Source organism: Paenibacillus aestuarii (genome assembly GCF_027789125.1).
GTDB lineage: Bacteria > Bacillota > Bacilli > Paenibacillales > NBRC-103111 > Paenibacillus_E > Paenibacillus_E aestuarii.
The window spans coordinates 33,931-47,937 of record NZ_JAQFVF010000021.1 but is presented as its reverse complement, the minus strand read 5'-3'; the positions used below and the strand labels follow the sequence as shown (position 1 = coordinate 47,937).

Below are 14,007 nucleotides of genomic sequence, written 5' to 3'. Positions count from 1 at the left end.
GCGATCTGTCATTTGAGCTGTGTCCAATTTGATTGTGCACAAATATTCCAGCCACCCTGAGGGGTGGCTTTTTTGTGTGTTTGCACGGATTCGAGAGGAAGAGGGGATTGAAGAAATGATTCGTCGTCAGGGGTTAAAATCGTTTTTTGCTATTTTCATGTCTATTATGCTGTTGTTCGCTTCGATGGGGACGCTGTTCGTTTCAAGCAGCCAGGCGCTGGCCGCAAGCAGCCAAAGTGATCAGTCTACTGCGCAAACAATCAGTGTTGCAGTCGTCGTTAGCGGCTATAGCGCAACAGTAGGTAAATCCGTATATGTCCCTGCCACCAATACGGTGGTTGAAGATGGGAAAACTGCGGCTGATGCCATCAACCAAGTGCTCGGCAATCGAGCCGTTTATAAAGATAGCACCTATGGCGCCTACATCACAAGCATTGATGGACTGGCTGAGAAAGACGGGGGGGAAAGAAGCGGCTGGATGTACCTGGTCAATGGCCAATTTGCACCAGTCGGTGTAGGGGAGTACACCTTACACAACTCGGATCTGATTACGCTCGTCTATACGGACGATTATTTTCAAGATATTACAGTGGTCGCCGATAAAACGGCGCTAAACGCCAAGATCGCTGAAGCAAACCTGCTGCAGCAGGCGAATTACACGGCTGAGAGCTGGCAAGCAATGCAAGCGAGCCTGACGCTGGCCAAAGCGGTTGCAGCGAACAGCTATGCGATTCAATATCATGCTGATGAGGCGCTGGCCCGACTCACTGCTGCATTGGCGAGTTTGGTCGCAGAACCGGTTGTACAGACAATTCCGGCTTCCGTGGTCTTGAACGGTTACAGTGCAAAAGCCGGCAAAACGGTCACGCTGCCATCTACTACGTTAAACGTTGAGACCGGCAAAACGGCTGCCTACCTCATTGAGCAAGTGCTGAACGAGAAAGGCATTCCGTTCCTGAATCCAAGCGGAAATTACATCAAAAGTATCGGTGGTCTGGCGGATTCAGACGGAGGGCCGAAAAGCGGCTGGATGTATCTGGTGAATGGCCAGCTTGCTGATGTCGGTATTGCCGATTACCAGTTAAAGAGCAATGATACGATTACGCTCGTCTACACCGACGATTACGAACAAGATATTACTTCGGTTGCCAATAAAACGGCGCTAAATGCCAAGATTGCTGAAGCCAACCTGCTGCAGCAGGCAAATTATACAGATGAGAGCTGGCAAGCGCTGCAAACCAGCCTGACGTTGGCCAAAGCCGTTGCAGCCAACGGCTACGCGATCCAGTACCATGCGGACAGCGCATTGGCGAGCTTAACCGATGCACTTCAGCATTTGGTCACGAAGCCCGTCTTCCTGCCGACGAAGGCCGAGATCAACGCAGCGATTGAAGTAACAGCCGCATATTACAATGCCAACTCAAGCCGAGTCTCAGACTGGAGTGCGATCGGGTTGGCAAGAACCGGCCATAAGCTTCCGGAGTCGTACGCGAACGATCTGCTCAGCAAAGTCAATAACAATCAGGGTACGTTCAGTCTTGTTACAGATTTGGAGCGAACCATTCTGGGGCTTACAGTGACTGGCGGGAATGCAGCGGATGTGGCCGGTTACAATTTGATCGAGAAATTGTACTCGCACAGTAAAATGACCACGCAAGGCATTAACGGACTCGTGTACGCCTTGCTAGCACTGGATGCCAAACAGTACCAGGTTCCGGCTGATGCTTTATGGACAAGAGATAAGCTCGTTTCGGCGATTATCGCCAAACAAAATGCGGATGGCGGCTTCACTTTAGGTACGGGAGCGAGTGACCCGGATATCACAGCGATGACGATCAATGCGCTTGCGCCTTACAAGGCGAATCCAGCCGTCATCCAAGCTGATGCCATTACGAAAGCAGTGAATTGGCTGTCGCAGAAGCAACTGCCCAATGGAGGACTTGCTTCGTATAACGTAGACAACAGTGAAAGTGTGTCGCAAACGATCATCGCTTTAACTGCGAACGGGATCGATCCGACGGGACCACAATTTACGAAGAATGGCATCAATCTCATTGGAAGGCTATTCCAGTTTCGATTAACAGATGGCTCGGGTACGTTCTCGCATACGACGAAGCTGTCCGCCAATGGCTTTGCGACAGAACAAGCATTTCAAGCAATAGCTGCCTTTAAGCTTTTCCAAGAAGGTCATGGCGAGCGTTTGTATGATTTCACCAACCTTGACAAGATTCCGCTCGTACTTCCGTTGCCAAGCGGAGTCCAGCCTCAGGTTGCGATCCCGGCAGACAATCACGACTATGTTATTCCTGTCTCAGATGCGGATAAAGATAAACAGATCACTGTACAGATTCCAAGCGACAGTTCATCTACAGTGAAAATGAATTTGCCTTCTGGCAGCAGCTTGCCGCAAGTCACAGCAGTCAAAGGGAGTGTCTCCCTGACAATCCCTTCCGGCACGAAAATCACCAGCGGTGAGTCATCCGGCCTGCAGCTGCTCACTTCATTGAACACCAATGATGCGGCATTACAAGAGAAAGTCGGCTCCATTCTTACAGGCAGCTACAAGCTGGATGCGGTGAGTCAAGCCATTACAGTTGGCGGCGGCAGCACCCGGGTCGTCTTTGATCAGTATGTTTCGATCACATTTGCCGGCCTCCAAGGGAAGCAAGCAGTCTTTATCGAAAACGGTGAGCCGCATGCCATTCAGAAAGTGAGCAGCGATCTGGATGGCAGCACCAGCGGCAGCGCTGAGTATGCGTTCGATAGCGGCAAAGATCTGATCGTCAAAACGAAGCATTTTACGGATTACATTGCTTATGCTGCCAGCGTTGTTGAGACGCCGGGCGGCGGTGGTGGAACACCTACGCAGCCTCCAGCGACAAGTCAAATCACGCTATCTGTCGACAAGCAAACGATCGGCAAAGGGGACGTAGTAACGGCAACCAGCGTACAGCTCGTGAGCGGCGATACCGCGTGGAGCGTGCTGAAACGGGTGCTGGACAGTCGCAGCATCAGCTATAACTACACGTATTCGGCGAGCTATGGCAGTGTTTACGTACAATCGATTGCCGGGGACGGTGAGTTCGATCACGGCACCGGCAGCGGCTGGATGTACAGTGTTAACGGGACTTATCCGGGGTATGGGGCAGGCAAATATGAGCTGCAAAATGGTGATACGGTCCGCTGGCGGTATACGACCAATCTGGGCGAGGATTTAGGGCAGGATAGCAGCCAATGGCCGCCAGCGACCACACCAGTTACAGGGGCACCTGTAGGTGGTGGTGGAGCTCCCTCCGATAAGAAACAAGTTATCGAGGTCCCAGCGAACATCTCGCAAGATTATTTGGTCAATATGACCAAGGGCATGAAAGATAAAGACCTGATTACGATCAATATCCCAAATGTGACACCGAAGGTGTTCTTGAATTTGCAAGACGTGAAGGATAACACGCCGATGATCCGGGCTGTCAGAGGCGACATCACACTTGAGGTCGCCAAGGGGACCGTCTTGAAGTCGGGAGACAGCAAGATTGAATTGCTAGGTTTCTTGAATTTGGAAGATGCGGAGCTTCTAAAGCTCGTGAAGAGCGGCTTGGATGCTGAACAAGCTAAAACAATGAAGCTGAGTCATGCGTTCGTCATGGGGAACTCGGGACAATCCGTGATCTTCGATAAGCCAGTGACGTTTACGATTCAAGGCGGTAAAGATCAGCTCGCCGGATATATGGAAGGAAATACTTTTACGCCGATCAAGACTTACGCTTCCGAAGCAGAGGGCATCGAAGCAACAAAAGGCCAGGATAAGATCACTTTTGCTTATGTCAAAGACAATGATCTGATCATTCGAACGAACCATTTTACGAGTTTTGTGACCTATGCGCTGAGTCAGCCGCAAAACGTTGCGAACCTGCCATATACGGATGCGAATGCGATTTCGGCTTGGGCAGCGGATGCGGTCCGCGAAGCAACACAGCAAGCTTGGGTTGAAGGCAGCGATGATCAGTTCCATCCGCAAACGGCAGTTTCCCGTGCCGAGTTTACGAAGATGCTGGCAGGCGTGCTCGGCTTGGATACAAAGTCAGCGCCGGCGATCAGCTTCAAGGATGTCGCGCAAACGGATTGGTTCTATCCTTATGTGAACGCCGCTTATGCAGTGGGCATCGTCTCCGGCTATGACAGCGAGCACTTCCAGCCGAACGACAAGCTCACTCGCGAGCAGATGGCGGTCATCGTCGCTCATGCGCTCGGCCTCACAGCAAGCGGCGCTGCGCCGACGTTTGAGGATTTGGGCGAGGTATCGGATTGGGCGCAAACGGCTGTACAGACGCTCGTTGCCCATAACGTGATGTCCGGTTGGGACAATCGCTTCCAGCCTAGCGGCGAGGTTAGCAGGGAGATGGCCGTCGTCGTGGCGATACGGGCGTATCACACGAAGAAGGATTCAACATCAGCAGTCGTTCAGCCGGATTCCGCGCAGCAGACATCCGTGGAGAAGCTGATCAATCAGACTGCGGCCTACCTGCAGCAAACCGTGACCGATCCGGTTGTCGATACGCTGGGCGGAGATTGGACGGTATTGGGACTCGCGCGCTCCGGCGTGCCGGTTCCTGATGCCTACTACAACAAGTATTACGCGAATGTTGAAAAGATTTTAAAGGAAAAATCAGGCAAGCTGCACGCCGTCAAATATACGGAGTATGATCGGGTGATTCTCGGCTTAACCGCGATTGGCCGCAGTGTCGATCAGGTCGCCGGTTATAACTTGAGAGCGTGGCTTGCCGATTACGATACGTTGATTAAGCAGGGCATTAATGGTCCGATTTTCGCGCTGATTGCTTTGGACAGCAAAGGCTACGATATTCCAAATGTGCAAGCGGGGAAAACACAGACAACAAGAGAGCTGTTGATTGACTTTATTTTGAAAAGAGAAGTGGCTGGCGGAGGCTGGGCGTTAGGCGAAAATCCGGAGGCGCCGGATGCGGATATCACGGCGATGGCTATCCAAGGATTAACGCCGTATTATGCCACAAACGCGCAAGTGCGCGCTGCAGTAGATCGCGGGCTTGCCTGGTTATCCCAGGCACAGGCGGCTGACGGCGGCTTCGCCAGCGGGGGATCCGCGAATGCCGAGAGCATTGCCCAGGTTATCGTTGCCTTGACAGGGATGGGGATCAACCCGCAGACAGATGCAAGATTTGTCAAAAACGGCAGCTCGGCGGTTGACGCATTAGTCGGTTATGCGGCTGCGGACGGGGGCTTTTACCATGTGAAAGCGGGCGGCGTCAGCAATGGCGGAGGCAAACCGGGGGAAGTGGACCCGATGGCCACCGATCAGGCGATGTATGCGCTCGTTGCCTACGATCGGCTTCTAAAAGGCCACAATCGCTTATATGATATGACAGATGTTAAATAATACGAAACGGATAAGCAGGGGCGTGAGGTACGCCCTTGCTTCTTCATTAAAGGTGTGAAACGTACATGTCGATGAAAAAATGGCTGATCGCCCTAGGGATCGTCGGGCTGTTAGCCATCGCTTACTTCAGGGGCGGCGATAGTCCGCAGCGCGCGAAACCGCCGGCGAGCAGCGATGCGGCGGCATTGCAAGCTGTGTCAGCGGCAGGCGGTGCCGGTGCGCAAGCGTCCGGCCAGCCGCAGGCGTCGGACGGCGCGCCGTTAGCGGCGGAAGGCGAGCTGGCGCAGGGCGTCGCGTCGCCGCTCGGCGGCACGCAGCCGGGCGCTACTCCGCAGCCTGGGGCTGCTCCGGCGCCGGCCAGCCAGCAGCCGGCATCCCCGACGGGCGCCGACAAGGCGGCCCCCTCCGCTGCTGCGGCCACAGCCGCTACAGCGCCGGCGAAGCAGGCCGTGCCGCCAGCGCCGGCTTCCGCTGCGCCAACTGCGGTGCAGCCGCCAGCTTCGCCAGACGCTGGCCAGCCGGCTGCCACCGCGAAGCCGCTGGAGGGTGGCAAAGATAAGTACCAGACGGAGCCTGTCCCGAGCGGCAAACCGCAGCCCGTCGAGTGGCAAGATGTCAAAGTCCAAAAGGATAAAAAATTAACGGCTACTTTATCCGTCGTCAGTACAACGATTTTGGACCATATGGATAAATTCAATAAGGATAAACGCGAAGTTTTACCGGCAGACGGAGTTATCTATAAGGCGCGACAAGTTACCTTTTATGAAGGCGAATCGGTGTTTGACGTCCTGCTGCGGGAAATGAAGAGCAGCAAAATTCATATGGAATTTTCCATGACCCCTATGTATAACAGCAATTATATTGAGGGCATCAACAACATATACGAGTTCGACTGTGGTGAGTTAAGCGGGTGGATGTACAAAGTGAACGGTTGGTTCCCAAATTATGGGAGCAGCAGATATATGCTCAAAGACGGCGATGTCATCGAATGGGTCTACACGTGTGATTTAGGCCGTGATGTCGGTGCTGAGCAGTCAGGAGGGAATCGCTCATGAGGGATTCCTTTTCTACGTTTCACCCGGTGATTGTACTCGTTTATTTTGTTGCTGTTCTCGCGTGCAGCATGGTCTTCATGCATCCTGTTTTTCAAATCATCGCGCTGCTCGGCGCAACGATATATGCCATCACGCTAAAAGGGAAGCAGGCAGCGAGGTTTAATCTCATTTATTTGCTGCCACTGCTCCTGCTTACAGCGATCGTCAATCCGATGTTTAATCATGCGGGGATTACGATTTTGTTTTATTTGCGCAATGGCAACCCAATTACGCTGGAGTCGATCTTGTATGGCGTTGCAGCCGCTTGTATGTACATTACGGTCATCGTATGGTTTTCCTGTTATCACGTGGTGATGACTTCGGATAAATGGATTTATTTGTTCGGCAAAATACTGCCGGCGCTCTCCTTGCTTCTCTCGATGACACTGCGTTTTGTACCTAGATATATGGAGCAGCTTAAGGTCATTTCTACCGCCCAGAAATGTATTGGCAGAGATGTTACCCAAGGAGGCGTCGTAAGCCGGGCGCGCAACGGGCTGCGCATTCTTTCCATGCTGACAACATGGGCGCTGGAAAATGCGATTGAAACGGCAGACTCGATGAAATCGCGAGGGTACGGCTTGCCGGGACGCACGAGCTTTTCCATGTACCGGTTTGATCGCCGGGATCGGATCGTCGGACTCGTTCTGGCCGTTCTGATCCTAATGGTCCTAGCCGGTGCCTGGATGGGGCAGGATACGATTCGCTACTTCCCCTCAATTCACGTTCAGCCGGTAACCCCGTTCGGCGTGTCTGTGTACATCGCTTACGGCGCATTATGTTTGCTGCCGTCGGTTATTCATCTCGTGGAGGAAATCAAATGGAGATTTATCGTATCGAAGATTTGAGTTTTACTTTTCCGCAAAAAGAAACCGCTGCACTGGCCAGCATGAACCTGCGTATTCAAAGCGGGGAGTTTGTGGCCATCTGTGGCCAGTCCGGCTGCGGCAAAAGCACGCTGCTCCGGCATTTGAAGTCCGTGCTGACTCCGCACGGCAGCCGCTCGGGGCAAATCTATTTTCAAGGTCAGCCGCTGCAAGACATTGATCAACGCGTACAAGCTGCCGAGATCGGGTTCGTGCTGCAAAGCCCGGATAATCAGATTGTGACGGACAAGGTGTGGCACGAGCTGGCCTTCGGCCTGGAGAGCTTGGGCTGCGATCAATCGGCGATCCGGCTGCGTGTGGCGGAGATGGCCAGCTTTTTCGGCATCCATGCGTGGTTTCATAAGCGAGTGACGGAGCTGTCCGGCGGACAGAAGCAGCTGCTCAATCTGGCTGCCATTATGGCTATGCAGCCTTCCGTACTCATTCTCGACGAGCCGACTTCACAGCTGGACCCGATCGCCGCAGCGGATTTCTTGGAGACGGTCAGCAAAATCAACCGCGAGCTGGGCACGACCATCATCATGACGGAGCACCGGCTTGAAGAGGTTTTGCCTCTGGCTGATCGGCTCATTGTGCTCGATCAAGGTGCCGTAATCGCGGATGGGAGCCCGCGAGACGCAGGCGAAGCTTTGCGGCTGCAGCAGCATCCGATGTTTGTGGCGATGCCGTCGCCGCTGCAGATTTATGCAGGCGCTTCGCAGCCCGCCTCGTGCGCACAAGTGCGCCAGACGCCGCCGCTGACGGTGAAAGAAGGGCGGCAATGGCTGAGCGCATGCATGCAATGGAGGACTGATGCACTTGCACCTGCGGCACCAGCTGCAGGCGCCCCCCATGACAATGGCAGCATGAAGACGAATGGCCAAGTTGCCATACAATTCAAGGATGTCTGGTTTAAATATGAGCGCAATGGCCCGGATGTGCTGAAAGACTTGAATGGTGACATCCGTGAGGGCCAGTTCATCTGCTTGGTCGGGGGCAACGGGACCGGCAAGACGACGGCTTTGTCGCTGATCAGCGGCATCCAGCAGCCTTACCGGGGCAAAGTGCTGATTAACGGTCAGAATCCTGCCAGAATGACTACGAAACAGCTCTTCGTCAATCAGCTCGGCGTTCTGCCGCAAAATCCGTCCAGCCTATTCGTCATGAAAACGGTGGAGGCCGACTTGTACGAGATGCTTGCGGCTTCACCGTTAAGCAAGGCAGAGCGGCAGCGCAAAGTGGAGGCTGCTGTCGAGCTTATGGAGCTTGAGCCGCTGCTTGCGATGCATCCGTACGACCTTAGCGGCGGCGAGCAGCAGCGGGCGGCGCTGGCCAAGGTGTTTTTGCTGGAACCGCGAATTTGGCTGTTGGACGAACCGACCAAAGGGCTGGACAGCTTTTTCAAAGACAAGCTCGGTTTATGGTTAAAAAAGATCCATGCGCAGGGCGCGACGATTGTCATGGTTTCGCATGACATTGAGTTTTGTGCCAAATATGGCGTGGATTGTGCGCTGTTCTTTGATGGAAGTATGATGACTACGGCTCCGGCTAAGCGGTTTTTCGCAGGCAACAGCTTCTATACGACAGCTGCGAATCGCATGGCACGTCATATTTGGCGAGAAGCCGTTACTGTAGAGGATGTGATCGAGCGATGTCAGCAAAGTCTGCAGCCTATCAACGGATGAGCCGGCGAACGCTTCTGGCGGCGCTGCTTATTCTGATTGTTATCCCAGCTACGATATTGGCTGGTATTTATGTGTTGGATGACCGAAAGTACTATTTCATCAGCTTGCTGATCGTGTTGTACACGATCATTCCTTTTGCCTTTGTATTCGAACGGCGCAAGCCGCAGGCCAGGGAGCTCATCGTGATCGCTGTCATGGCAGCTATAGCGGTTGCGGGACGCAGCGCATTTTTCATGCTGCCGCAGTTCAAGCCAGTGGTCGCGGTCGTGATCATCGCAGCGGTTTGTCTTGGCGCGGAAGCGGGCTTTTTGGTGGGCACAACAGCCGGCTTCGTTTCTAATTTCTTTTTCGGTCAAGGTCCGTGGACGCCGTGGCAAATGTTCGGGTTCGGCATCATTGGATTTCTGGCTGGGATTTTATTCCAGTATGGGCTGCTAAAAAGAAGCAAGCTTTCGCTGTGCATTTTTGGCGGATTGTCGACCTTAGTGGTGTATGGCGGGATTATGAACCTGTCAACGCTCCTCATGGTGACCCCGAATTTCACTTGGAAAGGCTTGATCGCCGTGTATATGTCAGGGTTCTGGTTCGATCTGGTGCACGCGTCGGCGACGGTGTTCTTCCTGTTCGTCATCTCGGGGCCGATGATCGAGAAATTGGAGCGCATCCGGGTGAAATACGGGCTGCTGTCAGTTTCGTCTGATGGCTAGCGCCACTTGCATCGCGATATGCTTAGTCATTCTTTATAGCCCACAAACAAACAAATGGCGGTGCAGGGACAACTTCCCTACACCGCCATTTTTCTATCTCCCTCGGGCTCAAAAACGAATAACCTTGTGCTCGTACCGGCCAATCTCCAGCTTGCCCGCTGGAACCGGCTCTTGTGTCGTCGGATCGATGCCTGCGCGAGGCAGCGTGACGCTGCCGCCGGCGCCGTCCATATTCACGACGACCCACACCTCGTGATCGTCTCCCCGGCGCGGAGCGACGATCGTTCCTTTCGTGACGTCGGAACGGATGGTGACATCGGCTTCCTCTGCATAGCGAACGATAAGGCGATTTAGCAGCAGTTGGCCCTCTTCGCCTGCTGGCATGGAACCCAGCATGACGATCTTGCCTTTGCCATGCTGCTTCTCTGTAATGAAGGCGAGGCCCGGCGTGAGCCCGCCTTCAGCGACGACGCCGACAGCCGACGCATCCTGCGGCGCGAAGACCGCGCTCCAGAGGGAGAGTGGAGCGTCTACGCCAAAAGCGCTGCCTACGGAGCCGCTGCCGTCCATCGGAAACGTGTACAGCGTTTCCACGCCGGCCAAGCGGTCAAGGGCGCCCAGCGCGCTATCTGTATGGACGGTGTGCTCGACCGTCCGGCCGCCTGTCAGCGGGCCGATCACCCATACACCGCCACGCTCGACAAGCTGCAGCGCCTGCTCTGTGTATTCGGCGGAGACGTAAGGCAGGAATGGCGTGAACAGCAGCTTGTAGCCATCCAGCGGAGCGCCTTCCGGCACGACATCGCGATGCAGGCCGCTGTCCAGCAGCTGCGCGTAGAAGTCCGTCATGAGTCCGCGATGATTCAGCTTCTGGTGCGGTTCTGTGCGCAGAAACGCTTTTGCCCTATCGGAATAGGTCAACGCCACTTCGGCCTGCACCGGTCTGGTCGACACAATTGTCGGTTCGATCGCAAGGCGCGCTTGCTCCACCTCCAGCACGCTGTTGTAACCGACCGTCGGTTTTCCCCAGGCGCTGATGACCGAGCCGTGCGGCTGCTCGCAGCCCGCGCGCTGCTGGCGCCACAGCCAGTAGCAGAACCCTTCGGCGCCGAGCGCGTAAGCGGCTACCGCTTCCGCTTTGAGGTACCCGTTCGGGTGGGGCTTGGCATAGCTTTCCAGCGATGCTGCATAGGACGGGCTCGTTTCCATGATCCAGTAATCACGTCCGCGCTTGAAATTGCGCCACAGATCGTTATTGATCAGGTAGCCCGGCACGTTGTCAAATGTCGCATAGGTATCGAACGAAGCAAAATCCAGATTGCGGAACAGCCGTTCATTGTCAACGCTGAAAGCGACGCTGCTGTTGTGCGTAATAGGAGCATCAGAGTATTTACGGATGATGTTCGCCTGCTCGTCCGCGAACTGGGCAATTTTTTCCATCGAGAACAGCTGATAATTCGTCTTCAGTGATGAGTTATGCAGAAATGGCGCAGGACCGGGCTGCGGGACTTGCTCGAAGCAGTGATAATATTCGCTCCAAATTTGCGTCCCCCAAGCATCATTGAGCTGCTCGATCGTGCCGTAACGCTCTTGCAGCCATTCGTGCCACTGCGTTAGGCACGTGTCGCACATACATTCGGCAACGTGCGCTTTGAACTCGTTGTCTAGCTGCCAGCCGATAACCCCTGGCAAAGGTCCGATCGCGCGCGCGATATGCTCCGTGATGATCGCCGCTTTTTCGCGAAAATAAGGATGGTTCGTGCAGGCGTGCTGCCTGGAGCCATGGCCCATAACTTGCAGCTGCTCATTCACGTACATCCGTTCAGGATGGCCGTGCGTGAACCAGATCGGAGGCGTTGGGGTTGGTGTGCACATCACCGTATCGATGCCGGCTTCGTGAAGCCAGCCTATGATTTTAACAAAAAAGCTAAGATCAATTTGCCCTTCGTGCGGTTCCATGTTCGACCAAGCGAACTCGCCGATCCTGGCAACGTTAATGCCCGCTTGCTGCATAAACGCGATATCCTGCTTGAGAACGTTTTCCTCCCACAGCTCGGGGTACCAAGCGGCTCCGTGGTAAAGCTTCTTGCCCATTCCATTCACCCTATTCCTATGAAGTATAGATTCTACTATAAGATGAAATCGCTTTATGAACAATCATACTTTTTTGAGCGCTTTGCACAGCGGGGAGAAAGGGTTTCTCCTGTTTTACCGGATTTGCATTTTTTTGATTTTGGTGGATTACCTGTGTTGGGAGGGCTTTCAAAAATGTCCGATTGGCGGAAAATCGCGGAAGCGGCATACTGAAATTACACCGCTCGCGAGGCGACAACTACTTGGAGGTGAAGAGGATGAAACAGGCGGCTGCACCGGAAAATTCGCTTGAAATTGCGCAGACGGCTGCCCGAAGTAGGGCGGAGCGTCGTACCGGCGTCATAGCCCGATTGCTAAAAGACAAATGGCTGTACGTGCTCTTAACACCGGGCTTGCTATATTTCATCATATTCAAATATGTTCCGATGTGGGGCGTACTGCTTGCCTTTCAAAATTATCAGCCTTTTCTTGGGTTTTGGAAAAGCGACTGGATCGGCTTTGAACACTTCCGTGTCTTCTTCACGAACCCCGAATTTATCATGCTGCTGCGCAACACGCTGCTGCTTTCCTTTTACAATCTGGTGTTCTTCTTTCCGGCTCCGATTGTGCTGGCGCTGCTCCTAAATGAAGTCCGCAGGGCCTTTTTCAAACGAACGATTCAAACGCTCATTTATGTGCCGCATTTTATCTCGCTCGTCATCGTGGCCAGCTTGACCTATGTGTTCTTGACCACGCAAGGCGGGGTAGTGAATGAGATGCTGCAGCAGCATATCGGGACCAAAATCGATTTTCTGGCCAGCCCCAACTGGTTCCGACCGATGATAATTATCCAAACGATCTGGAAGGAAACCGGTTTCGGCACGATCATCTTCCTGGCGGCCTTGGCCGGCGTGGACGTTGAACAATACGAAGCTGCCATTATGGACGGTGCCAACCGGTTCAGACAGATGTGGCATATTACGCTGCCATCGATTCGCAGTACAATCATTATTCTCCTCATTTTGCGGATGGGACAGGTGCTGGATAACGGCTTTGAGCAAATTTTCCTGATGCTCAACCCGCTCAACCGGGAAGTGGCGGAAGTTTTTGATACGTATGTGTACATGATGGGGATTACCCAGGGCGCGTTCAGTTACAGTACCGCAGTTGGCTTGTTTAAAGCGGTCGTCGGGGTTGTTCTCGTGCTTGGAACGAACTGGCTGGCGAAGCGTTTCGGTCAAGCCGGCATTTACTAGGGGGAGGGAGGAGACTCATTTGTACAAAACATACAGAAGCTTCGCAGGCACTTTGTTCGATGTAAGCAACTATATATTTCTGAGTATTGTCGGAATCGTGGCTGTGCTGCCTTTCATCTATGTGGTGGCTGGTTCCTTCGCCTCGGATGCCGAGCTGACGCAGCGCGCCGTCTTCCTCATTCCAAAGACGTTCACCTTATCGGCCTATGAATTTATTTTCTCAACGGATACGATATTGAAAAGCATTTGGGTATCGCTTTATGTCACTATTGTCGGTACGCTCGTCAACTTGTTTTTTACAGTCACTATGGCGTATGCGCTATCGAAAAAAAATCTGATGGGCCGCAATACGTTCCTCAATATGATTGTGTTCTCGATGCTTTTTGGAGGCGGGCTGATTCCGACCTATATCGTTGTCCGTGAGCTGCATATGCTGGACACGTACTGGGCTTTGATTATTCCCGGCGCGATCAGCGCTTTCAACTTGATCATCGTTAAAAACTTTTTTCAGGAGCTCCCGCAAGAGCTTGAGGAAGCGGCCAAAATCGACGGCTGCACGGAGATTGGTCTCCTCTGGCGCATTGTGCTGCCGTTATCGATGCCAGTGTTGGCCACCTTCACGCTGTTTTACGCGGTCGGCCATTGGAACAACTTCTTCTCCGCCTTGCTGTACCTAAACGATCCGGCCAAGTGGCCGCTGCAGGTTATGTTGAGGCAGATCGTTCTGCTGTCGCAAATGGCTGCCGGCGATATGAGCCAAGTTGATCCGCAGTTCGTGAAGCAGCAGGAGCAGTCCATTAAGATGGCGGTTATCGTTGTTGGTACCATCCCTATTTTGCTCGTCTATCCGTTCCTGCAAAAACATTTTGCCAAGGGGGTCCTGATCGGATCGGTCAAAGGGTAAACGGATTCC

8 protein-coding genes are annotated in these 14,007 nt (G+C 53.6%); 7 read left to right on the top strand and 1 reads right to left on the bottom strand.

Annotated elements, in window-relative coordinates; all coding sequences use genetic code 11:
• Positions 1-76 precede the first annotated feature (76 nt).
• The 5 genes from O9139_RS06745 (at position 77) to O9139_RS06725 (ending at position 9,765) form a co-directional block, all read left to right on the top strand.
• A complete protein-coding gene (locus O9139_RS06745) occupies positions 77-5,413 on the top strand; it encodes a DUF4430 domain-containing protein (RefSeq protein ID WP_270878696.1) in 5,337 nt (1,778 codons plus the stop codon).
• Between the two features lie 65 nt (positions 5,414-5,478).
• Positions 5,479-6,468 carry a DUF4430 domain-containing protein gene (locus O9139_RS06740; RefSeq protein WP_270878695.1) on the top strand — a complete coding sequence of 330 codons (990 nt, stop codon included), beginning with the start codon at positions 5,479-5,481 and terminating at the stop codon, positions 6,466-6,468.
• The gene (locus O9139_RS06735; RefSeq protein ID WP_270878694.1) at positions 6,465-7,355 is read left to right on the top strand and encodes an energy-coupling factor transporter transmembrane component T; all 891 of its coding nucleotides are present in this window, start codon (positions 6,465-6,467) and stop codon (positions 7,353-7,355) included. The genes O9139_RS06740 and O9139_RS06735 overlap by 4 nt, the downstream gene beginning before the upstream one ends.
• Positions 7,328-9,058, top strand: coding sequence for an ABC transporter ATP-binding protein (locus O9139_RS06730; protein ID WP_270878693.1), 1,731 nt, complete (start codon positions 7,328-7,330; stop codon positions 9,056-9,058). Before O9139_RS06735 ends, O9139_RS06730 begins: the two co-directional genes overlap by 28 nt.
• On the top strand, positions 9,025-9,765 hold the full coding sequence (locus O9139_RS06725; RefSeq protein WP_270878692.1) for an ECF transporter S component: 741 nt from the start codon (positions 9,025-9,027) through the stop codon (positions 9,763-9,765). The genes O9139_RS06730 and O9139_RS06725 overlap by 34 nt, the downstream gene beginning before the upstream one ends.
• A 108-nt stretch (positions 9,766-9,873) precedes the next feature.
• On the opposite strand, the gene O9139_RS06720 is transcribed toward O9139_RS06725, so the two are convergent.
• Positions 9,874-11,859, bottom strand: a complete 1,986-nt coding sequence (locus O9139_RS06720) for a beta-galactosidase (RefSeq protein ID WP_270878691.1) — start codon at positions 11,857-11,859, stop codon at positions 9,874-9,876.
• Between the two features lie 257 nt (positions 11,860-12,116).
• Between O9139_RS06720 and O9139_RS06715 the strand changes: the two genes are divergently transcribed.
• Entirely contained in the window at positions 12,117-13,094 is a 978-nt protein-coding gene (locus O9139_RS06715; protein ID WP_270878690.1) for an ABC transporter permease, read from the top strand.
• 19 nt (positions 13,095-13,113) lie between these two features.
• On the top strand, positions 13,114-13,998 hold the full coding sequence (locus O9139_RS06710) for a carbohydrate ABC transporter permease (protein WP_270878689.1): 885 nt from the start codon (positions 13,114-13,116) through the stop codon (positions 13,996-13,998).
• The last annotated feature ends 9 nt before the right edge of the window (positions 13,999-14,007 follow it).

Bases quoted from the DNA above. Each gene is read 5' to 3' on its own strand.
- O9139_RS06715 (WP_270878690.1), top strand. From the start codon at position 12,117: ATGAAACAGGCGGCTGCACCGGAAAATTCGCTTGAAATTGCGCAGACG.
- O9139_RS06720 (WP_270878691.1), bottom strand. From the start codon at position 11,859: ATGGGCAAGAAGCTTTACCACGGAGCCGCTTGGTACCCCGAGCTGTGG.
- O9139_RS06725 (WP_270878692.1), top strand. From the start codon at position 9,025: ATGTCAGCAAAGTCTGCAGCCTATCAACGGATGAGCCGGCGAACGCTT.
- O9139_RS06730 (WP_270878693.1), top strand. From the start codon at position 7,328: ATGGAGATTTATCGTATCGAAGATTTGAGTTTTACTTTTCCGCAAAAA.
- O9139_RS06735 (WP_270878694.1), top strand. From the start codon at position 6,465: ATGAGGGATTCCTTTTCTACGTTTCACCCGGTGATTGTACTCGTTTAT.
- O9139_RS06740 (WP_270878695.1), top strand. From the start codon at position 5,479: ATGTCGATGAAAAAATGGCTGATCGCCCTAGGGATCGTCGGGCTGTTA.